Source organism: Priestia sp. FSL R5-0597 (assembly GCF_038006305.1).
Lineage (GTDB): Bacteria > Bacillota > Bacilli > Bacillales > Bacillaceae_H > Priestia > Priestia zanthoxyli.
The window spans coordinates 19,000-45,067 of the sequence record NZ_JBBOUZ010000003.1 but is presented as its reverse complement, the minus strand read 5'-3'; the positions used below and the strand labels follow the sequence as shown (position 1 = coordinate 45,067).

Sequence of the window (26,068 nt, the reverse complement as noted above, 5' to 3'; positions counted from 1 at the left end):
CGTAAAAAGACATGCGACAGATCTGAAAGAAAAGGAAAAGCTTCGTCATCAATAAATAGAAAAAAGAGCCGTACCTAAAAGGTACAGCTCTTTTTTCAAACATGGCAAATATTGATTTTCATGACAAGGAAATGAAACATCTAATTCCACTTTTTACAGTGTCATTTGTTACTAAAAAATAGTATAGGAAGCATGTAAGAAAATAATACATCCATTATTTACTATGTATGTATTTCTTCTAAGATAGGAACTTTAAAAGAAACAAGGAGGTGACACAACATGGCAAACAACAAAAGCAGCAACAACAACGAATTATTAGTATACGGTGCTGAACAAGCAATCGATCAAATGAAATATGAAATCGCGAGCGAATTTGGTGTAGACCTTGGTGCTGACACAACTGCACGTGCAAACGGATCAGTAGGTGGCGAAATCACTAAGCGTCTTGTACAATTAGCTGAGCAACAACTTGGCGGCGGACGTTTCTAATACAACTTTATAAAGTAATGGCTGAAGGAAGAGTGGGTTCCATTCTTCCTTTTTACTTGTGAAGAAATGATTTGAGGTATCCTAAATAGTTTACTAATTTGTTTGAGTAGAACATTTTTCGAAGTTAATAGAAGCCCTCTACAAACTAAAATAAGCGACCTTATATACGTAAAGAACGTTACTAAGGTCGCTTATACTCCATTCCTATTTATTATTTTGGGTTTCTTTTCTTTGTAATAACATACCTGGCTTCTCATTAAGCTCCCGATGGAATTTCACCCTCATGGTTGATTTTATCGAATAAATAAGTAAGGTAAGAATCCAATTCAAATTGATTATCTTCAACAAAACCTGCTAACACAGACTTACTTTCTTCTCTCATCTTTATTCCCTCCACTTTATATATGTTACATTATTTTGCATGACGACCATGATTTTTGTTCTGACCCATTTTTCGCAAAATGAAGCTTACAATAAGTACTAAAACGACAGATCCGATAATCGCTGGGATGATGGCAAAACCACCGATAACAGGTCCCCAACTTCCTAAAATAAGACCGCCTAACCATGAACCGATAAAACCAGCGATAATATTACCAATAATCCCTCCAGGAATGTCTCGCCCTGTAATTAAACCAGCAAGCCATCCAATAATTCCACCTACAATTAGTGTCCATATAATGCTCATACATTATTCTCTCCTCTCCGAATAGTTATTTAACTTTACCCCCAACTGATGATTGTCAATCTTATTATTTTTTTCTTGAAATGGAATTCGGTTGATAGCTATGCTAGTACTTTTATTTGATTTGGACACACTTGAAGATCTCGTTTATTCCATAAGAGGAATAATCGTTTTGGACAACTACTAGCATATAAAACCCATTGCTTCTTATATAATGGTCTACCCCTTGACCTACTACAGTAAGGGTTCTTTCTTATTTTTTGAATGGACAGACAAGCTTACGGGAGTAGCTCCATAGTCTCTAAAGAATTATGACTTCATTACCTCATCAGTACTTAGTTCAGTATCGCTAACGCGTTGGTATAAGTTGTATAAGCTTAGTGAAGCCCTTGATGGAATTTTTGGTGGAGCTGAGCTGAAGAAGCGAAGGGGGCGATTGGAAGCGTTGAGCCGAAATAACAGAGACATAAAAGACGAAAAAATAAAAAGAATGAAGGAGTCTTTTTTAGTTTTTGATTATAACAGCTTGATTTATCTATTAAAAGAAATAAATGGAGAAAAAGCCGTATTCTCATGCATAAATGGCATCAGAATGCGGCTTTTTTCTATAGATATAGAGATATATCTATACATTTTCTTTTACAATTCACCCTTTAAACTCTTATTATGGTAATAAACTCAAGGTAAGGTGGGAGATGAATTTATGAGAGCAAAGATTGAGAAAGCAAACCATGTGATAATGTTCGAAACGGCTGGTGAATTTTATGCTCATGAAGTGACTCAAGGTATTAATGTAGGTTTCTTTGCCTGTCCCTCTTGTGGAGTAAAAGTGTATCCCAAACAGGATCATTTCTTTTCCCATGACCATGATCGTACATGTATTTATGTAAAAGAGCAATTTAAAAAGAGATTCTAAACTTATACCTTGAATTCTGTTTTATAAAATTATTATAGGTTAATTTATACATTTATAGTATGATATGAAAGTTGTACTTATGAACATATAAAAGGAGAGTCAGCATGAAGGGACTAAGTACGTTGAGAAAGACAGATGCAGTGGGGCGTATAGTAATTCCCATTGAAATAAGAAAAGAACTGAATATAGGTAAAGACGATTCTGTAGAAATTTTATTGGAAGATGATCATATAGAAATAAAAAAATATAAAGAATATGATAAGTGTGTGGTTACAGGTGAGGTAACACCTGAGAACCGTAGGTATGTAAATAAAATGGTTCTAAGTCCGTTAGGCGCAAAAATTTTATTTAACGAAATAAAAGAAAAGCAAAAAACCTTTGAATCGTAAATTCAAAGGTTTTTTAAGTCGACCTATTTTTTATGCTGTATACTTTCTAACCAATTTTGTACAGAAGACCCTAAGCTAGTTGCTCCTACTTTTAATTCATCCATAATATAAGAAATTAAATTGTGTAAACTGTAATCTTCTTTATAAGGGCTATTTTTATTGATGAATTTTAACACCTCTTTTAACTCCTTTACTCTTCCCTGATCCAATTCTTCTTCTAAATGCCGAGTCATGTATTCATCAACAAAATCAGAATTCCTGATGCTTGCTTCAATTAAGAAAGATGCTGCTAATGCTGGAGAGCAATCTAAAGCATAGGCTAAGCGCTTCAGGATATCATATGTTTCTCCATGTCCATCTTTTAAGCGCGTAGAGACACGCTCTTTCTCAATATTCTTGTATAAATGTCTAATTGGCTCTTTGGACATATCTCCCATATATACAGTGCTGCCAAAGCTAAATCCTCTTCTAAAATAATTTGATAGGTAGTCCATCACTTTTGAAGAAGCAAGGCCTGATATACAAATTGATTCAATTACATTTTTTACAGGCGTATTTGTAATGTAAGACAATCGATAAACACATTCTTTAAGATCAATTGGAAGTGATGGTTTTACATCTCGTTTTTTGTCACTTCGAATTTTTCTTTTCTTCTCTTCTACTCTCACATAATCACTCCTAAAATCTAAAATTATCTCTAGGACAATGACTTTTTGTACATACCTAAAACATGTATATGGCAGGGGAGGGGGGAGCATGTATATTTTTTTGAGATAGTGGAAAAAACTTATAATAGTAGAACATGAGAGGAGTCTTTTGTATGAAAATGACGAAAGAAGAAGCACAAGAAATCGCAAAAAAGATAAAAGAAAACTCTAATAAGTACGGCTTACCCGTGAAAAAAAAGAAAAATGCTAGTGCAACTTAAAAGGGGATATATAAGAAAAGGTTCTCAATTTAATAAAAAATATAAGACTTATATTTTTCTACTATAGTACGCTGCATAATCAAGATAAAATAAATATCAGCTAACTCAATTACAATAAATTTCAAATTAGATGTCCTAATAATGAGGAAGTTAAAAAAGGGGCTGCCTAACAAATTAATTTGTTAGGCAGCCCCTTTTTTAATTATAATTATTGGTGACGTAATTTATCAATTTCTTCTGGTGTAAGGTTTGTAAATTCAACGATTGTTTGGGTATCTAAACCCTTTTGAATCATACTTAGGGCCACCTTTATGATTCCTTTCTTTTCGCCTATTTCTTCACCTATTTGTTTTCCTTTTTCTTCTCCAAGTTTCTCAGCTCGTTTTAAAGCTGACTTTTCATCTAATAATGCTTTTCTTCGTGCTTCATATGCTAGTAGCACTTCTGGATCTTGACTAACACGTTCCCACTCGTCCATTGCTTTCTTTAATACTTGATCTTCTTGCATCGCAATCTCCTCCAATACTTGAGTGATTTCTTCATCTTCGGATGCTTCAAGTAATAATAACCATCGAACAAGTTGATCTTCCCGTGGATCTACCTCTCTGTTACGCCATTTTATTAATAACTTAGGTAGCTCCATAAAATGAATTTCCAGCATATCCGTTAAGAGTAATTTCTGCTCTCGCTCATATAACTGAAAAGTGGAGTGATAATCATGAATATGAGATAAATAACGGAAGTTCACAATGTTAATGGTAATCGTTTTACAAAGCTCTCCGTAGTCCATTCCTTCTTTCATTTGACTACTGTACATTTTAGACCAGTAATAGAGTGTTCGTTTTTCCATGTCATGTTTGTTATTAAGCTGAATTTCAATATTAACTCGGCTTCCATCCTCTAACTGTGCGTGCACATCTAAAATAGAGCGTTTATCTTCTTGGTTTTCTTTATTAAAATGCGGATCTAATAACTGCACCGTCTGAATTTTTTTATCATCTGGAAAACGGAGTGCTGCGTTCAAAAAAGCAGCTAAAATAGATTCATTTCCATGTGTGCCAAATAGTGATTTAAATGCAAAGTCGACACGCAAATCTAATCGTTTTGTCATAATACCCTCCATCATTTCCATGTTTGTTATTAGTATACCATGACTGTACCAATTCCTTCTATCTAACACTTTAGGAGTAATTTTATTACCAATACAGTATCTGTCACACCTAATTATGAATGTTCTTCAGAAAAAGAAGTAAGGAGGGAATTTAGAATAAATAGAAGTACTCGTGCTGATTGCAATTGCTCATAAATAAAATCCTCTTTACCATTATTCTTTTAGTCCAATCAGGTTCTTTATACATATAGAAATACACTAAAAATCAATAGACCATGTAAAGCAAAAAAACCACTAGAATACCTAGTGGCTTTTTATTTTAAAAATCGCTATACTCTTCTAAATCATCGTCGTCTAAAGAACCAGATACTTGCTCTAAATCTGCAATCTTACCTTCTTTTAAGGTTGGACTTTCTGAAGGGTTGTCTTCTAACTGCTCTTGCTTGACTACAAAGCCATTAGCTTTAGCCATTTGTTTTAATTCCTTCAGTTCTGAATTGATATGCTCAAGAAGTTCTTCTGTTCTGTGACCTGAATCTACTTGGTCGCTAGATGAATGATCAAGCTCCCGAACAATTAAAGATGAAATATAGTCCCCTAATTTTCGAGACTTTGCATATTTTGCAAGTACGTCATAGACTTCATCACTCAATCGGTTGGTCTTAATCGTAAAGGCGTTTTGACGCTCTGACATGGTTATCACCTACGCGGTTAGGATTTAACGGCTTTCTTCTCAGCTTGTTTCTTTTGAAGGTAACCGATGCTTCGGATTTCTAGGCCAAATAAGTTTAAGTGGCGGCTATCCTCTGGTACTTTATGGTACTTATCTGTACGTTCTTCGCCAATCTTTTCACTCATGCTTGTCATAATCGCTACTTTTAGTGTGGGAGCGACACCACCACTATATACGTATTTACGAATCTTATTTGCCGGTGGTGGGGCCACATCATTTAACTTCGCTAGAAGAATCTCTACATATTCTTTCAAAGAAGATGTAATTTGAGCAGTTAAATCGATAGATGCGCCTGTGTTTTCATTTTTTAACTCGAATTTTTGTTTACTGTAGTTATCTAAAATAAACTGATCAAAAGCACGTAAATCTGTAAATAGCTCAGGGAACTTTTCTTTGCGCAATTTATCAATATGAGCTAAGTAGGGAATACCTTCAATACTTTGGAACGATTCACGGCTATTAGCAGCTTTTAAACCTTCTGGTAAAATCACGACATCGATGGATCCACCACCGATATCAACCATTACAGTTTCACATTCCACATATTCAGTGGCATCTTCGCGATCTTGAAGTGTAAGGTCCTTCTTCAACGCAAAGCGCGCGATTTCGCCTTCTTTAAGGCAAGCACTTTCATCTACAGTTACCTTCAATTCCTTTTCAAATCCTGGAGTATGAGTACGGAACGTATGGTCACCTAGGAAGCGAGTAGCCATGGCTTTTTGAGCTTCACCGAAGGTACTTTCTTTTTTCAGTAACCAGATTGGTAACATCGTAGAGAAATAGTCAATTTCAATGCTGTTATCCTTTTGATCTTTTGCATGCAACGCATGGTAGTATGCAATGGCAGCCAAAAATGTCACATAAGGAATATGACTTGTAATTTTGTTATGTAAACGATTGATGTGGTTGTTGGCAAGTTGTTGACTTGCTGCAATTTCACCGACTAGGAAATAACGTTCTGTCTCTTCGTCACCGATTGTTGTAGACAGTAAGATACGCTTTTTAAATTCTTCTGGTGCTGTCACCGCATCTGTAAAGAATGAATCAGCAGCTTCTTTTTGGAGTTCTACTACGTTAGTTGGAAAGTCAAATAGATACCCATCCATAATATTCATATCAACTGAGTTCCCACAGTCCTTATTAAAACGTGAAATTTTCATTTCTATACACCTCATTTTTAAGTTGAACTTCTGTTGAACTCATTATACAAGAAGAAAGGCGGAAATTCAATCCTTTAGTTCAACTAATTTATCTTCAAAAACTTACATATATCAACAATTTTTTTCATCTAGTTGAACTTATTAAGAAGTAAAAAACTAACATTTAGAGGGGGAGTTGATCAAAGATTCTCTTTTGATCATAAAATTCAATCTAAATATTTTAAATACTAAAACACACACCATCTGTAAAGGTATACTTTTGCGGACTTTTTTATCATGGCTATTCTTATTAAATTTAATTAGAGGATACTTATTTATAAAGCGAGGGAAGCACATGGGACTTGATATTGAAATGTACGGTAAAGAAAATAGGTATCTTGATTTTAAAGAAATTGAGGAGTCATTACATGATGCTCTATTTCGTACAAACAATAAATAGAGAAGTTATTTGTATTTGAGAAAAATTAGAGATGACTATTTGACTAACGTAGAATTTGATCGAGACGAAATTGATAAATTTATAAAGGATTTAGAGAACCAATATTACAGCTATTTATAGGGAAAAGGAGATGAAAGTTAAGAAAAAATAAATCAGCATAACTAAACTGTCACAAAAATTATATCAGTTTAGTTATGCTGATTGTGATATAGTATTCAAGGTGTAATAAATATACATATAAGGAAACGGGGTACAAGAATGAAACATCTTAAGAAAATTTCGGTAGCTTTCCTTGCTTTAGTTTTATCAGTAACTTTAATGGCTTGTGGTTCAAATGAGGCTAAAGAGGAGAACAAATCTAAAGATACCGAAGCAGCAGCAAAACTAGAAATAAAGGAAAAAATGGATGAGCTTGAGAAGAAATACAAAGAGTATAATAAAGCGTATGGATATATGACTCCAGAGGATTTTAAGGATTACAAAAGCGATTTTAATTTATTGTTGCTCTCATTAGAAGGTGACAATGATATCTCGATAGACACAAATAATACCAATGATGTTTCAACATACACAAAAAAGTTAAAAAAGGAGGTAAATTCTTTAACAACTCAAGAAGCCGAAAAGGCTAAAAAACGTATGGTAAACAGCGCAATCGTATACCAATCTACTCTCATAGAAAATGTTCATTTCTTGATGCAATCTACAGATGTAACAGATAATACATATAACGAGCTTAATACTTTTGTAACTATAAATTCAGCTAAAGACCAAACTAATGATGAAATTGATAAACAAGTTGATGATGCTATTAAATCTATTCAAGATCATAACTTAACTAGAGCAACAGACATAAAAAGTGAAGTTAGAAAGCATAGTGAAGTTTATACCGAGGAACAAATTAAGCAAATAGATGAGGCATTAAATTATCTTACTACTTCATTAAGAGAACAAATTGACATACTCAAGACATTTAAAAGCAGCTATGTAGAGGAAGACTTATCTAGAGACGAATTATTGGATTCAGTACGTGAAGGATATAATACTGGAGCCAAGATGATTGAACAATTAGAGTTAGAACTAGGTGTCGAAGTTTAATAATTAAATGTTTCTAAATAGAACTTATTCTATCGAACATGAAAAAGAGGTAAAACTATTACTAGTTTTGCCTCTTTTTCATAAATTAATAGTGATGTTATTATATTTAGAATTGAAGTGAACTGTTGTCTCTCCAGACCATTTAGGATTATAAGCTCCTAAAACATCCAAGTCACCAGCGTCTGTATTTCTAGTCATAATATGAAGCATTTCTTTGTTTATTTTTTCTTTATCATTGGGAAAGCCGAAGGCTGGAAAAAATCATAATAATGATCCGTTTCTCCTAAAGACCAATTAGAATGCTTTATAATTAGCGTCTGAGTAGAATTAGGAGAACTTAGGTAGTAGTACTCTGGGCTATTTTCATTTAAAAATAGACACCATCCTACAACTGCTACCGGCACTAGAAAGAATGGGCCTAATATTCCCCAAAAGACTTTAGATGCTTTAGTTTTGCTCACTACAATTAGCAATACATATATAAATAAAATGAGTTATAAAAACCATCATATTTACTGAAAACTTGATAATTTAAAGTAGTATATAATCAAGAAAAGACTCTTTTATTAGGCTTCTTTTCTCTTCAATTCTATAAATTTTGTACTGCATATAGTAACAATTCTTCCACATTCTTTTTGCCTAATTCCTTGGCTTTTTGCTGTAGTTCTTTTTTTAAATCGCTGGATACCTTTACGCGTACCACTTCTAAATCGCTATCAATATAAATCCCACGGCTGCGTTTGTTAATCTTCCCTGAGACAAGAACCGACTCTAATAGCTCAACAATTTCTTGTGCTGATTCCGTCAATAATACTGGTTTAATTTCAACGATAAATTGTTCTTTCTCTTCTTGTGGAGTAATTCTCATGTTGGTAGGACTTAGGTACTGATAAAATAAATCCATGAGCTTATAAAGTTGTGACTTTGCATAGGCTGTTTGCTTAAAAGAAAACGTTGCATAGCCTTCTTTGGTAATCGTTTTTTTGGATTCAATCTCATAAGCTGCTTCATAGCCGCGATTAAGTAATTCTTCTATGGTTATCTCTTCATGTTGCTCTGTCACTGCCATAATGGGATCTTCTACTGAGATAATACGAGCAAATTGCTCTTTTACTTCATCTTTCTTCACAAAAAGCTGAAAGAGTGCAATATTTTGTTCAGGATGATAAAAATGACGCTTACTCGGTTTACGGCCAACTTCGTGCGTACGCTTAAACTCATCCAAATCTTCTTCATTCACAAAATAACAATTAATTCCCCGATATTCTTCTTGGAACGCAGGTAACAGTTCTTGTTTAATATACTTATTGACTGTTGTGACTGAGATATCCAGTTGCTGCGCTACCTCTTTTGTCGTAAGCCCAGGCTTCTTTAACTCTTCTTGTAAACTAACGACATCTTGAATATCAAATTCATAACGTCCTTCAATATGCCAGTCATCTTTATTAATAGGATTCAATTTTCCTTGTTGAATATATGTATATATCGTTTTTTTTGATGAAATAGATAACATCTCCATCACATCTTCAATAGTAATAGTTTTAATAGGATTATCAATCATTACATACACTCCTTTTCTTTCTATTTTATTCAATTATTTATTATAACATATATATGAGTAATTACAGTTTAAAAGTTTTTATGTATGATGTGTAAATGATATAACTAACTTATAAAAATATTAGTTTTACTATTTACTTTAAGTGATGACAAATAGGGGATTTTTCTACAAACTATATAAATAATAAACTATATTTACAATAAATAAGTTTATACTTTTAATTTTAAATAAGTTACAATTGATAAGTAATAAATGTAGTAAATAATTTTAAATAAATATTTACTTGCAAAATAATTAGATATTTATTTAAAATGACTAATAGTTTAATCATTGTTAGTAGCACTATTATTATGTTTTGAAAGTTTTTTATCGTTTAAATACATATAAATATAAACACAACCCTTACATAGAGAAGCCGATACTTTAGCAGAAGGAATACCCATAAATAAGAAGACATGTTTTACGAAAGGAGAGGTTTTATGAAATATTTTCCATTAGTGCATATAGGAACAGAAGTAAGAGAAAGGAAAGGAGATTTTAATAAAATTGTTTCGTTGATGCTAGATAATAAATATTATGATGCATTAGAACAAAGAAATGAGCATCACCAGCGAAAAAGCGAAGATATGTTCAGTGGTTTTACGGACGAAGAAATGATGTACTACTACGTCCACCAACGAAAGCATATTCGAAAGGACCGGGAACGAAAAGAAAATACAAAAACCGAATACGTACGGATTTTGCTGCAGTTTTATCGGTATGCGGTAACAAGTGAGTCGTTTTTACGTCAGGATGTGGACTATTATATAGAAGAAACTATCTTTAAAAATTTAAGACCTTGGCATATACGGAACTACCAAACATATTTAAGCACAGCGCTATTAGGAAAGGGTGGAAAACCTTATTCACCGGCAACTTTAGATGCGAAGATGACGATTTTAAAAAGTTTTATGAAATGGCTGCATGAAACGAATTATATTCGGCATCCATTACACAAAGAAATCCTAAGCACGTCACTATCCGAGCAAGAAATCCCAAATCGAGATTTGTATTACCATGAAGTCAAACAGCTTCTAGACTATTACAAGGATCATCCTATTAATCATGGATTGTTAACGATGCTAGCCATGACAGGCCTTCGTGTTCAAGAAATAGCTAAAGCCTCGTGGGGAGACATATACCTAGACAGTTTAAGTGGTCATTATCGACTAAGAGGAGTAGGGAAGGGTGGAAAGAAATTTGATAAGTTACTCCATCCAAATCTGTATAAACGTATTCTTGCTTTTCGAGAACGGCGTCATGCCAGTACAGCATTAAATTCAAGTGATCAAGGTCCATTATTTCCAACTAAAGATGGAGACTATTATCAATATAAAAACTTAAGTAATTATATTGTGCGTATCATTGAACGAACGGAATTACCTTTTGTAAAAGAACGGAATGACAGGATTACGCCTCATTATTTCCGTCATTTTTATGCGATTTATAGTAGGCAGCAGGGAGCCGATATTTTCTTAATTCAAAAGGAGCTTGGCCATAGTGACCGTAAAACAACGGAACGTTATCTAGAGAAGGTTTTGCAGCGTGAGCAAGAGATTGGACTAATGTGGAAGGAACAAGATTTTTAAGTATTATCGCATATCACTGTATTTGCATTTGAGTTATATTTCTAGAGAAGGAATTAAAAAAAGCCTGGTTGATTGTTCATATCAACCAGGCTTTTTTTCGTTAAAGTGATTTTCTTTGGCTTTCTAAATAGCATATTCTTTATCGAGTTTATCTTTCATTTCCATAGTCATTAGGTGGGGTAGAATTTCATAGTTAATTTTTGTAGAATAGAGCACTATGATTGTCGTAAAAGCATAATAAATTGATTATTTAAAAGTTAAAAATTACATTGTTATTTTTAAGCTATATTCTAGGTAAACATCATCCTGTAGCTAAATTTCCTTTTTCTACACGTTATTTCTATTTCAGTAGTCATAGATTTGGCTTTTTAAAAGCATGTCAATCCCAACACTTTGCGAATTAATCTCTTAATATAAAAATTTGTTCCGCAAAAACAGTAAAGGTGATTTATAACATCTTTATGGATTGATAGGTAGATATATCGTATTTAATAGAGATGTAGACGTCAAGTCGAATTTTACACTTTTTGCTTATTTGCTTTTTACACTTCTGCTGAAAATACACTTTTTCGATGTTTCATTCGATAACTATCTCCATCCATATGAATGACTTCTACACGATGGAGTAAACGATCTAAAATTGCAGTAGTAATTCCTTGATCTCCCATTAGTTCACCCCACTGTTCAGGGCTTTTATTGGATGTAAGAATGATAGAACTTCGTTCATACAAATGATTAATTAAATGGAAAAACAAATTTGCTTCTCGCTGATCCATTGCCATGTACATTAAATCATCAATGATAATCAGATCGGCGCCTCTTAAGCGCTTTAGCTGCACTTTTGATTTGTTTAGAAACTCTTCCGTTTTTAAAAGATGAATAAGCTCACCCATAGTTACGAAATAGACGTTGAAACCTCTGTGAATAGACTCAACCCCCAAACCAATCGCTAAAAATGTTTTACCAACGCCTGGCGGTCCCAATAAAATTAAATTATACTGCTGCTCAAGCCAGTTTAGCTCTGCGAGCTGGGTCAATTGACGTCCCGTTAAAGCTGTTTGCTCTTCTAATTTAAATTCACTTAATGACTTCACGTAAGGGAAGTGCGCCCACTTCATTCTTCTTTCTAAACTCTTTACTTCGCGTTTTCTAAGTTCGTAACGCGTAATAGATTCAAGAAATTCTAAATACGTCCAAGAAGATTTTTCAGCCTCACGTAGGAGCTTTGGTAGCTCCTCAGCTGTTTCCGATAACCTTAATTGGCGAAAATGTTCCTGCAAGTCATTTACAGTCTTATTCACTGTGGGTCACCTCCTAAAATACTTGTGTAAGCAGTAAGGGAGCGAGTTGTTACTATGATGTTGTCTTTACCTGAATGTTTTATAAAGGGAGGCTTAACCTTTTGGGTACATTCAGTTTGTAATGCATTTTGGTGGTTTGCGATATCCCGAAAGTCATTGGCGCTGTAAAGTTTATCTATAATGCATTTAGTCAAGGTGGCTTCAATCCACATTGGATATTTCTCAATGGTGTGTTGAATGATAATGAGCTGATCGCGCCGATACCGTGGGTATCTTAAACAAATTTCATTTAAATAAGAAGTTGCACGTTTCTGATCTTCAAAATGTGAAACCAGTTGTTGCTTAAATTCTTCAATACCTTTTGAGCGATCCCGGATATGATGTAGATGTTGAATAAGCTTTCCCTTTTCATTACTAATGCTATGTTCAGCAATTACTTCTCCATCTAACTGTTTACGGATAATCAACGTTGGCGGTTGGCTCGAAGTGACTTCAATAAAAACCTCATTATCGGAGGCTACACTATACGTTCCGAGAGGAACGGAATAACGGTTTGATTTAAACCGTATTGTATTGTCCTTACTAATATTCCTTGTTATACTTGGGGTAATGACGCTTTCATATGAGAGTGGTGAAGAGACGGGCTGTAAGTGTTGCTTTTCGACGGGGAACACTTCAGCTGGTCTTTTTTTCGTTGTCTGATGAACATGTTGATTTCCAGTGCGATGTAGCCACTGTAATGCACGGTTATTCCAATCCTCAATATTGCTAAATACTCGGCTATCTGCGAAATTTCCCTTTATGTACTTTACAACGTTCTCAATCATTCCTTTTGATTCTGGGTCTGCCTTACGACATAAATGAACTTTAAACTTACGCTCATTTACATAGCTTTGAAACTCAGAAGTTAAAAGTAGCTGACCTGAATTTTCACTTACTGTAATTAAACGATCCTGATCATACACAATTTCTTCTGTACGTCCTCCATAAAATTGAAATGCATTTTCATGACATCGAATGGCATCATTTGTTGTAAAAGGCCGGTCCTGCCACTCCATATATTTGTATCGAGAGTGAGCTAAGACAAAAGCGATGAAATATAGTTTAATTTCATTCTTTTCAGTTGTCTTCTGTTTTGTTTCTCCCCAATCCACCTGGATTTGCTTACCCATAGGTTGTTCAGGGATTGCTTCATATTGCCGAATCATTACTTTTTTCTCAATCTGATAAATCTCCCGCATCTCTTTCACATAAGCTCTTACTGTACTCTCGCCAACAACTAAATCGGGATAACGCTCTAAGAGCCAATCGTGGATTTGTGCTGCACTGAGATGAGGGTATTCTTCAAGCCAAGCGATAATCCAATCCCTGTAGGGATCCAACTTCTTACCTTTGCCTTGAAGCTGTTCCATGTATGCTTTTGTCTCTTCAAACGTCATTTTTAAATATTTATAAACGGTTGGTCTTGATACTTTGAGTTCCTGTGCAATTTGAGATACTTTAAACTTCCGTTGATGTAATTGTTGAATATTTAAATAAAGCATTAGCTTCTCCTCCAAAACGCTGTCCCCCCAGTAAAATAACACCTTCTATTATTTTACTAGAGTTCTAGCTTATTGAAGCAAAAGTGTAAAATTACGTTGAGCAAAAACTGTCAATTATATTCTAGCGTTTACAAAACTCTATATAAAAGAGGTTTTTTTGTTATTTTCATCCTGAATTTTTTCTTCATAGTAGTGCATTGAAATGTTATTTTGACGGATACATAATACTAATGAAATAAGGACTTTAATATTCCATTGACAAGAATACGGATCCTGCTTACAATTGAAAATGATTATCAACACCAAGGAGGAGACATCGTTATGTCGAAGGGGAACAGTATTCTGAATATTAAGTTATTTATCTTGTCTATTTTAATTTTGTCGACATTATTGGTTGGTTGTTCTAACGCTAATAATGGGGAATCAACATCGAAAGGAAAGCATGATGACATGCTTACAATTGCTTGGCCAAGAGATGTAGGAGAAATGAATCCACATGTCTATAATCCTTCACAATTATTTGCTCAATCTATGGTATATGAGCCATTAGTAAGCTATCAAGACGGTGGTAAGATAAAACCAAACCTAGCTACGTCATGGGAAATCTCTGAGGATGGTAAAGTATACACGTTTCATTTGCGTGAAGGTGTAAAATTCTCCGATGGAACAGACTTTAATGCAGAAATTGTTAAGAAGAATTTTGACACTATTTTGAATAATAAAGAATTACATAGTTGGTTGGGTTTCATTACAAAAATAGCTCAAACAGAAGTAGTGGATAAAAATACTTTTAAATTAACATTGACTGAACCATATTACCCAACAATTCAGGAACTAGCTGTAGTTCGACCAGTTCGTTTCTTAGGAAAAGCTGGTTTTCCTAAAGATGGTAATACTTCAAAGGGTATCGTCAAACCGGTAGGTACAGGTCCATGGATTTTAGAAGAGTATAAAGCAGACGAATATGCTATTTATAAACGAAATGAAAATTATTGGGGAGAGATTCCAAAAGTAGAAAAAATCAAAGTTAAAGTTATTCCAGATGCAGAAACGAGAGTACTCGCATTTGAAAAAGGTGACTTGGACATGATTTATGGAGAAGGAGTTGTCAGTCTAGACACGTTTAAGCAACTAAAGTCTACTGGAAAATATGAAACTAGGGTTTCTGAACCAATTGCCACAAGACAGCTTGTTATGAATACAAAAACAGAACAGCTTTCAGATGAACGTGTACGCCAAGCCCTACATTATGGTTTTAATAAAGAAGAGCTGGTTAAAGGAGTGACTTCAGGCTTAGAAGAGAAAGCAGACCATATCTTGCCTACAAATCTACCTTACACGAAAGATGTAGATGTGAAGTTGGTAAAGTATAATGTAGAAAAAGCAAAGGCTCTATTAGACAAAGCCGGGTGGAAACTTCCTAAAGGAAAAACAGTTCGTGAAAAAGATGGAAAACTACTTGAGTTTGACCTAATGTATGATTCAGCAGAATCAATTCAAAAAGCAATGGCTGAAACTCTTCAATCTGAATGGGCGGCAATTGGAGTTAAATTAAACATTGAGGGAGTTGAATTAGCAGATCAAGTCCAGAGATTTAAAGATAACAAATTTGATATTAATTTCTTTAGTAATTATGGGGCTCCTTACGATCCTCATACATTTTTAAACATTGTCGCATCAAAAGGGTTTGGGTTTAATGAAGCTATTTCAGCATATCCAAATAAAGATGAGTTAATTAAACAAATGGTGAAGGTTCCGCAAACCACAGATGAAAAAGAACGCCAACGACTTTATTCATCTATTTTAAAGTCAATACAAGACCAAGGAGCTATTATTCCTATTTCATATATGAAGAAAACAGTCATCTATCAAAAAAATGTAACGAACTTTAAATTCCCTGCTAATCGTGATGAAAATCCATTCACAGGAATTAGCATCAAACAGTAACTAGCAGGAGGTTTCCATGGGCAATTATATACTAAAACGAATTATGTCCATTATTCCAGTTTTTCTATTGGCCGCACTTTTCACAACTGGAATGGTTCACCTTTCATCAGTTGATCCAGCTGAGGCTTATCTAACTGCAGCACATATCCAACAGACTGATGAGATTTTAGCTCAAAAAAGACATGAGTTTGGTTTAGATCAACCATTTCTTGTTCAATATGCAAATTCTATTTTGAAGATATGCCAACTTGACTTCGGCATATCTTACGTTTCAAATAAGCCAGTATGGGATGAAGTTATATATCGAATACCAGCCACTATCCAACTAGCTCTAGCAAGTATATTAATAGCCGTGCTCATCAGCGTGCCTATTGGATTTTTGGCGGGAGTAAAGAAAGGAAGCGCTATCGATCATTTTAGTCGATTACTCTCCTTTTTTGGTGCATCTATTCCAACTTTTTGGCTGGGCTATATATTGGTTTTCTTCTTTTCTGTTAAGCTTAATCTTTTTCCAGTTGAGGGAATTGGGACATGGCAGCATCTCGTACTGCCTTCTATTACACTAGCTCTACCTTTAATAGCAATGTATACAAGACTATTACGTTCCAGTGTTCTTGAAAACTTACAAGAGCCCTATGTACTGTTTGCTCGGACTAGAGGGCTTAAGGAAAAAACAATTATGGTGAAGCATGTTCTTAGAATTGCTATTTCTCCAATGATAACTGGACTTGGAATGAACCTTGGGAAATTACTTACAGGTACAATTATTGTTGAATCGGTTTTTTCTTGGCCTGGGTTTGGTCGTTATTTCATTGAGGCTATCTTTAATCGTGATATTCCTGTTATTCAATGCTATGTACTAATAGCAGCCATTTTATTTATTTTGAGTAACTTACTAGTAGATATAATTCAAATGTATATAGACCCGCGTATTTCGAGGAAAGAAGGACAGCATTGATGGTAACAAGTATACGTATGATATTTAAAAATCAAAGAGTAATTCCCATATGTTCAACAGTATTAGGTATTCTCTTTATCATCGCTATAGTAGCCCCTTGGATTGCACCCAACGATCCCATCGCTGTCAATTTGGCTTATAAATTGCAGTCTCCAAGCTGGGATTTTCCATTAGGGACCGACCATCTAGGAAGATGTAACCTATCACGTATTTTATATGGATCACGCATCTCATTAGGTTTTGCCATGCTTATCTTCATTTCATCATTAGTAATTGGTTTACTTATTGGTACTTTTTCAGGTTATAAAGGTGGTTGGGTTGACCATGTTTTAATGAGATTTTGCGACGGTGTTATGGCTTTTCCAAGCCTAATCCTTGTACTAGGATTAGTTGGTATATTTGGACCTGGACTCCCGCAAGTTATCTTAGCTTTGATGCTTGTGCAATGGGTTTATTACGCAAGAATGTTTCGAGGGATGGCTCTTAGTTTGAAAGAACAAAACTTTATCTCTGCTGCGAAGATCAGTGGATCTTCACAATGGAAAATTATCAAAAATCATATTATTCCAAACGTGCTACCTCCACTTGTTGTAATGGGTACACTGGAAATGGGATGGGCTATCATGGATATATCGGCTATGTCTTTTCTCGGATTAGGCGTTCAATCTCCTACGCCAGAATGGGGAGCAATGATTCACGAAGGAAAATCGTATATTCGGACGAATCCAGAACTCATGCTTTATCCGGGTTTGTCTATTATGCTTGTCATTGTTACATTCAATTTATTAGGCGAAGCGCTATCGGAACGTTACGGTGTCAAACGTCGATTTTGAAAAGGAATGAAGAAATTTGGGAACAAAAGAGTCAAAAGTGTTACAAGTTAGAAATTTACATGTTCAATTAAAAACCAAAAATGGTGTTACAGATCTTGTTCAAGATATAAATTTTGAACTAAAGCCTGGAAAGATTCTCGGTCTTATTGGTGAAAGTGGTTGTGGTAAAACGATTACGAGTATGTCTATTCTTCAGCTCCTTAGTCGTAAAGAAACAACAATTGAAGGAAGCATAATGCTAAGAGGACAAGAGTTAAATGGTTTAGTCGAAAAAGAAATGCGTAAGATTCGTGGCAAGGATATAGCCTTTATCATGCAAAATCCCATGAATGCTTTTACGCCCGTTTTTACTATTGGACACCAATTTGTTGAGACTATTTGCTCTCATACGAATTGGAATAAAAAGCAGGCAACAGAGCTTGCCATTGAATCAATGAAACAAGTGAATTTATCTGACCCTGACAAGCTTTTGAAATACTATCCTTTTCAACTGAGTGGAGGTATGCTTCAACGAGTAATGATTGCTATTGCAGCAAGCCTCCATCCAGCTATTATTATTGCTGATGAACCGACAACTGCATTAGACGTCAATAATCAGAAGAAAGTACTGCGTCATTTGGACAAAGTTCGTTCTGATTATGGTTCGGCGATTTTGTTAATATCTCATGACTTAGGAGTTATTGCTGAAATGGCAGATGAAGTAGCCGTTATGCAACATGGAAAAATAGTTGAAAAAGCAGATGTTTTTCAACTATTTGATGCTCCCCAGCATGAGTATACGAAGAAATTACTGAATGCAAGGCCAAAAATATATTTAGATGAACCTGTTATCAACTTAATTTAATATAGGATAAGGGTTTTTATAAGAGGTGAACAAGTGAGTTTATTACAAGTAAATGAAGTCACTCATAGCTACGAAAACCGAACATTTTTTAAATGGAAGAATCGTTCTAGAAAAGTACTTTCAGATATCACCTTTTCTATTGAAGAAGGAACCTGCTTAGGAATACTTGGTACGAGTGGAGCCGGTAAGAGCACTTTAGGAAAAGTACTTCTTGGTTTGCAAAAGCCACAATACGGACAGGTTCTCTTTCAAGGACATGATATCTACAATGCAGATAAGCATACTCGGCAGAAACTCCAGCGTGATCTTCAGGTTGTTTTTCAAGATTCACACTCAGCAGTCAATCCTAGAATGACAGCAGAACGCATCATTGCAGAACCGTTAGAAAACTATGAAAAACTAACATCAGGTGAACAAAAACGAACTGTGATTGAATTGTTAGAAAAAGTTGGGCTGAGTGAAAAGGACTTAAAGAAATATCCACATCAATTTAGTGGTGGCCAACTGCAAAGAGTCAATATTGCAAGGGCTATTGCTTTAAAACCAAAGCTTATCGTTTTAGACGAATCCGTAAGCAGTCTAGATATGGTTACTCAAACCCTAATTTTAGAACTACTAAGGGAATTGAAAGAAGAATTTGGCTTATCGTATTTTTTTATTACTCATGACATTAAAGCTGCCTATACTATTAGCGATACATTGGGTGTATTAGAAAAAGGAGAATTAATTGAACATTATAATTCAAAAAATGATTTCTTTACTTCAGAACACCCTATAGTGAAGGAAATGAGAAGCTCTATACTTGCAGAGCATCCGCGGTTTCGTTCAATTGGAACAAGAAATGGTACGCTTTAATGCATATATATGTATAGCAAGGCCTCGATTTTATTTATATAATCGAGGCTATTGTTTTTATTTTCACCATATAGAAAGAGGGTAATTGGATGAATCATCGTACATACCTTACTTTAGCAATTCCTCTAACAATCTCAACCATGACTACGCCCCTACTAGGCGCCGTAGATACTGCTGTTGTTGGACAACTTCCAGGTCCAGCTTACATTGGAGGAGTTGCAGTAGGAACGCTCATCTTTAATACATTATATTGGTTATTTGGCTTTTTACGCGTTAGTACGTCCGCCTTTGCTGCACAAGCAAATGGGGCAAGCAATCCTGATAAAGGAGTCCTTGCTTTATGTCGCCCTTTTTTATTAGCTGTAACAGTAGGGGTGATTTTTATTCTTTTACAATGGCCAATTGAACACGCAGCCCTTCTAGTGATTTCTCCCGATGCTGACGTAAGTAAGTTTGCAATAGAATATTTTAGAATTAGAATATGGGGAGCACCCTTTACGTTAATGAATTACGTTATTCTTGGTTGGCTAATGGGAATGGCTAGGATTAAACAAGCTTTATGTTTACAGATACTAACAAATGTTTTAAATATGATTTTAGCTCTTCTTTTTGTTCATGTTCTTTCTTTTGGTGTACAAGGAGTTGCTACGGCTACCTTAATTGCAGAAGTTTCAGCCTTTGTATTAGGTGTATTTATTGTTTGGAAAGCTTCTCCGTTTGAATGGAAGTTGCCCTCAGTTCAGTCGCTCCTGGATACACGTTCTATGAACAAGATGTTTAATGTTAACAAAGATTTATTTATCCGGACTATTTGTTTACTAATTGTTATTAATATGTTTACAGCAAAAGGTGCTTCGTTTGGTACAGAATTTCTAGCTGCGAATGCTGTATTATTTCAAATTCACTACATAATGGCTTATCTTTTTGATGGTTTCGCGAATGCCTCAAGTATTCTTGTTGGTAAATCAATAGGGTCAAATGATAAAGAGTTATATAAGAAAACCCTTACTTTATCTAGACAATGGTCGTTAATAACAGCTTTCGTTATATCTAGTTTATATACAATTTTTCAAGAACCTATTATTAGACTGTTTACAAGTCTACCTAGTATTATTGAAATTTCATTACAATACAGTTCATGGCTTATTGTCTATCCGTTCGCTGCTTGTTTTGGACTTGTCCTATACGGAGTTTTTACAGGAGCAACTGAAATTGCACCAGTTCGGAACTCTATGATTTACGCAACAATTTTATATGTAATTGTTCAACTTATAATAACTCCTATCTGGCATAATCATGGCCTTTGGCTAGCTTTTGTTATCTATACTATTGGAAGGTCCGCCTTTCTAGTTATGTATACCCCTAAACTAAATAAAAAATTGTTGCAATTAAAGGAATTAATAATTATTTAAATGAAGATACTTTAGCTAGAAATCAAGAATTATCTACATTTACATATATTGAAGCTAGTCCCCTTTTGGGGATTAAATAATTATAGTGAATTCACTCATTATATTGTCTCCCATAATACAGTTAAACATTAGTATGCATCGGTTTATATGAATGATATTTACCTTTCATCGAAAAGACATACAATATTATTTTTATATGTAAGAGTAATAGATAAAGTATTTATTAAAAAAGTTATATCTTTTACACACAATGTAGAAAAATACAAGTCCTATCTACAATATGGTATTTTATATCTCTAAATCCTGGTGGTCTAGTTTGGAGTTAGTATAGTTTCATGGACACCATTTAATTAAGTCCTTACAATGACTTTTGAGAGGATGTATATTAATAGATATACAAAGCAAGCATTTTAGAAATAGGTGCTTTTTTTCTTATTTTATTAAGTTAATTCTATTTCTAAACAATGTCATTCATTAATAAAACGTATATGATACAATTGGGTAAATTTTGAAAAAAGTAAATGAAAAGGAAATATACCTATGTTTAATAAGAAAAGAACATATCAAGTATTAATAGCTATTACTGGAATTGCATACTGCATTTATAGTTACACCCTAAAATCTAGTGTAAGCCAGTCTATAAATTCCTACATTGTATTCCCTGTTAGTATTGCATTGCTATTATTTTTTGCATTTATGTACATTAGATTAGATAAAAAAAGTGAATAAAACAATGCTTAGTCACCTTAGATTATAGAAGTGTAGTCTACCCAAGCGAAGTCTTAAATTAACTTATTTAAGGCTTCGCTATTTCCTAGAATGTCGATTATGTTGACTAGCTTTTCATTTAGTAGATAGTTATTACCTATTATTTAATTTAATGGTATAATGTGGGCTTGTCATTTTAGAATAGATTGGTGTTGAAATAGCTTTAATGGGTTTAATTATTTTATATGTAGAAGATATGCTGGGGTATATCTTAGCTGCATTACCCTTTTATGTAGGGTTTCGTTTTATCTTTTTAAAAAAGAAAAGAAAGATAACATCTTTTAAAGAGGAACTTATTTTAGGTGTGTTTGTATTATATCTTATTGGTTTGGCATCCCAAACCATTGTTCCAAATTGGAATGCGGGTATTGTTACAGATACTGGAGAACCTTTTTTTGATATTTATTTTACAAATGAGCTTTCTCATGTAAATATCCTACCTTTTCATACCCTTTACGAATACTTCTTTCAAACAAATACAAATGTCGATGAATGGAACAGCGTATCACTTTTAAATTTAACTGCAAATGTTATGTTATTTTCACCTTTAGGCTTTTTCGTAGCCCTTATTTGGAGAAAATATCATTCCATTAAGAAAGTAACAATTTTAGGTTTATCTGTTACATGTTTAATTGAATTTATTCAATACTTTATAGGTCGTAGCTCAGATATTGATGATGTTCTACTCAACACGTTTGGTACAGTTATAGGTTATGTGGTTCTTTTAATCATTCAGTATTTAATAAGTAAACCAGTAAGACAAAAAAAGGCGACTATGTAGCTAGTTGCCTTTTTTTATTCCTATAAGCTACATTATGGTGCGACAAGAAGTCGCTTTCTTACAGTGTAGCTAACGCTACTCATCTAGACGCGAAGATGATCTCCATCCGAAACGGCATTCTTGGCAACGAGTCTGTCGGTTGCATGAGGAAATGTGGAAACAGAGGACAAATGCATGGTCCAGAATACTGCTAGGAGAAGATAGGTATGGTAAACGAAAGTGAAGGTTTGTAAGCTTCGTAAGGGTTAGCTCAAGATAATGCACAGCTTTGCTTGGGTCTTGGCAAGAGGAAAAGTAGAATCATAATGCTGCTCTGATGCGTCCCGCATCTTGCCCGGAGTAAAGAACCTACCTACCCCTATCGCATCTGTAGGAAGTGGAACTTGGTAAGCCCTATGTCATCTGCATAAGCAGTAGGATGACTGTAAAGTCAAACGATGTGGCAGAGGGTATGGGATATGAGAAAAAGCGAAAGCCGTTACCCTGAAAAGGGACAGGAAAGCAGAAACACTGTATAACTGGACGGATACTGTCGTCTCTATTGACAATGACAGGCTCGAAAGAGCGCCCACTTCTCATTGGTCTTCAACACGAAAATAAATTTGTGGCTATCTTCTAACGAAAAGGAGCGTGCTGTTATGAATACCTCTCTACGAGCGTCGGCGCACGTCTCGCATAAAGATTGGTACTCTATTGATTGGAGTATTATACAAAAATATGTAGCGAAGTTACGACAAAGAATTTATCGTGCCGAACAGCAAAATCAACAAAGAAAAGTAAGGAAACTTCAACGTTTACTCCTACGGAGTAAAGCAAATCTGCTGCTTTCCATTCGCAGAGTAACACAACAAAACAACGGTAAGCGAACACCTGGTGTAGATGGCTATACGGCTTTAAAACCAAGCGAACGTATCAAACTTTATAAACAGATAGTTAAATGTAATGTCTTCCGACATCGTCCAAAGCCAGCAAAACGAACGTTTATCCCGAAGAAAAAATGGAAAAATGAGACCTCTCGGTATCCCCACGATACGAGATCGAGTGTATCAAAACATAGTAAAAAACGCACTCGAACCACCATGGGAGGTCAAGTTTGAACCAACTTCTTACGGTTTTCGTCCTAAACGAAGCACACACGATGCTATAAGTAATCTTTTTAATAAGCTTAACACGAATAGTAAGAAAAAGTGGGTATTTGAGGGAGATTTTTTAGGATGCTTTGACCATCTTAATCATGATTGGATAGTAGAACAAACATCTATGTTTCCAGGAAACACTCTCATCAAAAGATGGCTTAAAATGGGTTACATAGAGCAGGATATGCTTCGTACGACAACAGAAGGAACCCCTCAAGGGGGTATTGTGTCTCCCCTTCTAGCTAATATCGCCTTATGCGGTATGGAAGAAGAAATTGGTATTGTTTATAAAAAGACATACAAACCAAACGGAGGATACGCAATCGATCCAAAATGTAAGATAGGACGTGTTCTCTATGCCGATGACTTTGTCATCGTAACGGAAACGAAGGAAAAGGCTGAAAGCATGTATGAGAAACTAACTCCTTACTTACAAAAGCGAGGAATTACACTTAGTAAAGAGAAAACTAGAGTTACACATATTGAGAACGGGTTTGATTTTCTCGGTTTCTCGCTGCGTCAATACAAGACGGAACAAGGTAATAAGCTACTAATCAAACCTAGCAGAGACAGCATTAAAAAAGCAAAAAATAAGATAAAAGATACGTTCGCATTAATGAGAGGACGCCCAATAAAAGAACTAATACGTGTTTTAAATCCAATTATTCGTGGTTACGGACAGTATTGGAAACATGTCGTTTCTAAAAAGACGTTTGGATATATGGATAATTACTTATTCCTTAAAATAACAAAACACCTTAAACGACTACATCCAAAGAAGGCGTGGAAATGGATTATTAAACGTTATTTTAAGAAGCCCAACCATGGAGGGAATGATAAATGGACTCTCACATGTCCACTTACTAACATTCAATTGTTAAAGATGTCTTGGATTAAAATAGAACGGCATGTCATGGTAGCCTATAAAAACAGCCCAGATGATCTGAGTCTAAGAGAGTATTGGGAAAAACGAGACCGTAAGGTCTTTAATAATGAAAATACATTGGATAGGATGAAACTCGCAAGAAAACAAGGATATCGTTGTGCATTGTGTAAGCAGACTTTACAAAATGGAGAGAAAGTTACAGTGCGAAACTTAGAGGTTTCTACAGGTGAATTTGCTAAATTAGTACATGTACCATGTATTAAATAAACAAGTTGTTCGGATAAAAAGAAGGCTTGAGCCGTATGACGGGAAATCTGTCACGTACGGTTCTTAGGGGGGCGGGCGCTCGTGAGAGTGCCTGCCTACCCGACTTAACTAAAAATGTATATAATATACATTTTTTATATTAGGAAGTTTATTGTAAACTAAATATATAGAAAAAAAATCATATTATGTTATTTTTTGTTAAATACAAAGTGTAACTAAGGGAGAGAGTGAAAAAAATGTACTTTGATCCAAATAAATCATATCGTATGGTTGATATTCATTCAGGAAAAGGGTTAGGAACTGAGGTTTATTCAAATTATGACTATCTAAGAGAAACTAGCAATGCGGGAGTTACAGTTCATTTTGAGCCTGCTACAAAAGATTATACTTGTAAAATTCGTGTTAGTGGTAACAATTGGGCTAATTATAACTATTTAACCTTAGCATCAAATGAATGGATATATCTTGACACAAAAGACAATGCAACTGAATGGTATATAAAAGATAGAGGAGTAGATTTATTTAAATTTCAGAAGTATGGAGTAACTAAAGACATATATTTGGGATATATCTATAGAGGCGATAAGAAATGGCTTGCAGGAACAAACTTTGATGATAGTAAAAGTTTTCAAGTCGTTCCTATTTAATAAATAATTAAAACGCTATTCTGGAGCGTTCCCAAATCATGTTTTATGTTAACTAAACGTTTATAAATAATCAGAGATACAAATAAAAAAACCTGTTCGTGCCTGACAAGCTAACAGGTTTTTTCATCATTTAATTTAGAAATTAGTCGTGATGTTTTTACGACTCATGAATAGTTTGCTCTAGTTATGATTTAATATGTATATTTTTTTGATATCTTTTTCCACAATAATATGTATTTCTGACAAAAGAAACAGCCCTTGCAGGAAGAGCTGTTTCTTTTAAGCATATAGATTTTAGATTGGAGATACCTTGAAGTATCTCTAATAGTTTACTCAAATTATAAAAACATATTCAATTATGAAAGCAAAAAAAACCACTGGACCTAAACAGTGGTTTTTGTTCGTTCAATGCAGAAAATGAACAAAACATATTGCATATAAAATGTTTTGTCGTTGTTCGATAGTATACCATGAGAATTAGGTTCTATAAGAATTGATACATTTATGTATAGAAAATGAAACATCTTGTAGCATTGTTGAAACATTGTTTATTAAAAATATGGGCAATTTTGCTTTAAAATGAGGTTGTTACTTCTGATAATGTGTTTTATGGTGCGACAAGAAGTCGCTTTCTTACAGTGTAGCTAACGCTACTCATCTAGACGCAGAGATGATCTCCATCCGAAACGGCATTCTTGGTAACGAGTCTGTCGGTTGCATGAGGAAATGTGGAAACAGAGGACAAATGCATGGTC

The 26,068-nt window shown here is 34.5% G+C and carries 22 protein-coding genes and 1 pseudogene; 14 read left to right on the top strand and 9 right to left on the bottom strand.

All coding sequences use genetic code 11. The features are described from left to right. The first annotated feature begins 279 nt into the window (after window positions 1–279). Complete coding sequence (locus tag MKX72_RS27550) at window positions 280–489, top strand: alpha/beta-type small acid-soluble spore protein (protein WP_221816990.1); 210 nt, start codon at window positions 280–282, stop codon at window positions 487–489. A gap of 256 nt (window positions 490–745) precedes the next feature. Here the strand turns inward: MKX72_RS27550 and MKX72_RS27545 are convergent, their stop codons facing one another. Together MKX72_RS27545 and MKX72_RS27540 are read right to left on the bottom strand one after the other, a co-directional pair. Next, complete coding sequence (locus tag MKX72_RS27545; RefSeq protein WP_255906693.1) at window positions 746–871, bottom strand: hypothetical protein; 126 nt, start codon at window positions 869–871, stop codon at window positions 746–748. A 30-nt stretch (window positions 872–901) separates the two neighbouring features. After that, entirely contained in the window at window positions 902–1,177 is a 276-nt protein-coding gene (locus tag MKX72_RS27540) for a GlsB/YeaQ/YmgE family stress response membrane protein (RefSeq protein ID WP_048018805.1), read from the bottom strand. 700 nt (window positions 1,178–1,877) lie between these two features. Between MKX72_RS27540 and MKX72_RS27535 the strand changes: the two genes are divergently transcribed. Continuing rightward, entirely contained in the window at window positions 1,878–2,090 is a 213-nt protein-coding gene (locus MKX72_RS27535) for a hypothetical protein (protein WP_154990814.1), read from the top strand. Window positions 2,091–2,194: 104 nt separating this feature from the next. After that, a complete protein-coding gene (locus MKX72_RS27530) occupies window positions 2,195–2,479 on the top strand; it encodes an AbrB/MazE/SpoVT family DNA-binding domain-containing protein (RefSeq protein ID WP_154974848.1) in 285 nt (94 codons plus the stop codon). A 23-nt stretch (window positions 2,480–2,502) separates the two neighbouring features. On the opposite strand, the gene MKX72_RS27525 is transcribed toward MKX72_RS27530, so the two are convergent. The 4 genes from MKX72_RS27525 to MKX72_RS27510 all read right to left on the bottom strand — a co-directional run bounded on the left by MKX72_RS27525 (window position 2,503) and on the right by MKX72_RS27510 (window position 6,411). Beyond that, window positions 2,503–3,147, bottom strand: coding sequence for a hypothetical protein (locus MKX72_RS27525; protein ID WP_154990816.1), 645 nt, complete (start codon window positions 3,145–3,147; stop codon window positions 2,503–2,505). 468 nt (window positions 3,148–3,615) lie between these two features. Then, window positions 3,616–4,518, bottom strand: a complete 903-nt coding sequence (locus MKX72_RS27520; protein ID WP_154990817.1) for an Rpn family recombination-promoting nuclease/putative transposase — start codon at window positions 4,516–4,518, stop codon at window positions 3,616–3,618. Between the two features lie 319 nt (window positions 4,519–4,837). Further along, window positions 4,838–5,212: a hypothetical protein gene (locus MKX72_RS27515; protein WP_154990818.1), complete on the bottom strand. Its 375-nt coding sequence runs from the start codon at window positions 5,210–5,212 to the stop codon at window positions 4,838–4,840. A 17-nt stretch (window positions 5,213–5,229) separates the two neighbouring features. Beyond that, the gene (locus MKX72_RS27510) at window positions 5,230–6,411 is read right to left on the bottom strand and encodes an Alp7A family actin-like protein (protein ID WP_154990819.1); all 1,182 of its coding nucleotides are present in this window, start codon (window positions 6,409–6,411) and stop codon (window positions 5,230–5,232) included. A 697-nt stretch (window positions 6,412–7,108) separates the two neighbouring features. On the opposite strand from MKX72_RS27510, the gene MKX72_RS27505 reads away from it, so the two are divergent. Beyond that, window positions 7,109–7,945, top strand: a complete 837-nt coding sequence (locus tag MKX72_RS27505) for a hypothetical protein (protein WP_340760997.1) — start codon at window positions 7,109–7,111, stop codon at window positions 7,943–7,945. Window positions 7,946–8,534: 589 nt separating this feature from the next. Here MKX72_RS27505 and MKX72_RS27500 read toward each other — a convergent pair. Then, window positions 8,535–9,506 (bottom strand): helix-turn-helix domain-containing protein, encoded by a 972-nt coding sequence (locus tag MKX72_RS27500; protein WP_154990821.1) that lies wholly within the window; start codon window positions 9,504–9,506, stop codon window positions 8,535–8,537. 479 nt (window positions 9,507–9,985) lie between these two features. On the opposite strand from MKX72_RS27500, the gene MKX72_RS27495 reads away from it, so the two are divergent. Continuing rightward, window positions 9,986–11,134, top strand: coding sequence for a tyrosine-type recombinase/integrase (locus MKX72_RS27495; RefSeq protein ID WP_340760996.1), 1,149 nt, complete (start codon window positions 9,986–9,988; stop codon window positions 11,132–11,134). A gap of 542 nt (window positions 11,135–11,676) precedes the next feature. Here MKX72_RS27495 and istB read toward each other — a convergent pair. Beyond that, window positions 11,677–12,435, bottom strand: a complete 759-nt coding sequence (gene istB, locus MKX72_RS27490; RefSeq protein ID WP_063247688.1) for an IS21-like element helper ATPase IstB — start codon at window positions 12,433–12,435, stop codon at window positions 11,677–11,679. After that, the gene (istA, locus tag MKX72_RS27485; RefSeq protein WP_154991771.1) at window positions 12,432–13,979 is read right to left on the bottom strand and encodes an IS21 family transposase; all 1,548 of its coding nucleotides are present in this window, start codon (window positions 13,977–13,979) and stop codon (window positions 12,432–12,434) included. The genes istB and istA overlap by 4 nt, the downstream gene beginning before the upstream one ends. A gap of 321 nt (window positions 13,980–14,300) precedes the next feature. Here istA and nikA point away from each other — a divergent pair, with 321 nt between their 5' ends. The 9 genes and pseudogenes from nikA to MKX72_RS27440 all read left to right on the top strand — a co-directional run bounded on the left by nikA (window position 14,301) and on the right by MKX72_RS27440 (window position 25,313). Continuing rightward, a complete protein-coding gene (nikA, locus tag MKX72_RS27480) occupies window positions 14,301–15,926 on the top strand; it encodes a nickel ABC transporter substrate-binding protein (protein ID WP_154974380.1) in 1,626 nt (541 codons plus the stop codon). Between the two features lie 16 nt (window positions 15,927–15,942). Continuing rightward, window positions 15,943–16,884 carry a nickel ABC transporter permease subunit NikB gene (gene nikB / locus MKX72_RS27475; protein ID WP_154974378.1) on the top strand — a complete coding sequence of 314 codons (942 nt, stop codon included), beginning with the start codon at window positions 15,943–15,945 and terminating at the stop codon, window positions 16,882–16,884. Then, window positions 16,884–17,717 (top strand): nickel ABC transporter permease subunit NikC, encoded by an 834-nt coding sequence (nikC, locus tag MKX72_RS27470; RefSeq protein WP_154974376.1) that lies wholly within the window; start codon window positions 16,884–16,886, stop codon window positions 17,715–17,717. The genes nikB and nikC overlap by 1 nt, the downstream gene beginning before the upstream one ends. 16 nt (window positions 17,718–17,733) lie before the next feature. Further along, the gene (gene nikD, locus MKX72_RS27465) at window positions 17,734–18,561 is read left to right on the top strand and encodes a nickel import ATP-binding protein NikD (RefSeq protein WP_154974374.1); all 828 of its coding nucleotides are present in this window, start codon (window positions 17,734–17,736) and stop codon (window positions 18,559–18,561) included. Window positions 18,562–18,594: 33 nt separating this feature from the next. Beyond that, a complete protein-coding gene (gene nikE / locus MKX72_RS27460; protein WP_154974372.1) occupies window positions 18,595–19,416 on the top strand; it encodes a nickel import ATP-binding protein NikE in 822 nt (273 codons plus the stop codon). A gap of 89 nt (window positions 19,417–19,505) precedes the next feature. Next, window positions 19,506–20,828: an MATE family efflux transporter gene (locus MKX72_RS27455; RefSeq protein WP_154974370.1), complete on the top strand. Its 1,323-nt coding sequence runs from the start codon at window positions 19,506–19,508 to the stop codon at window positions 20,826–20,828. Between the two features lie 934 nt (window positions 20,829–21,762). Beyond that, window positions 21,763–22,377: a VanZ family protein gene (locus MKX72_RS27450; RefSeq protein ID WP_154992460.1), complete on the top strand. Its 615-nt coding sequence runs from the start codon at window positions 21,763–21,765 to the stop codon at window positions 22,375–22,377. Between the two features lie 638 nt (window positions 22,378–23,015). Then, window positions 23,016–24,666: pseudogene (ltrA, locus tag MKX72_RS27445) on the top strand (group II intron reverse transcriptase/maturase). Between the two features lie 236 nt (window positions 24,667–24,902). Continuing rightward, entirely contained in the window at window positions 24,903–25,313 is a 411-nt protein-coding gene (locus tag MKX72_RS27440; RefSeq protein WP_098113475.1) for a hypothetical protein, read from the top strand. The last annotated feature ends 755 nt before the right edge of the window (window positions 25,314–26,068 follow it).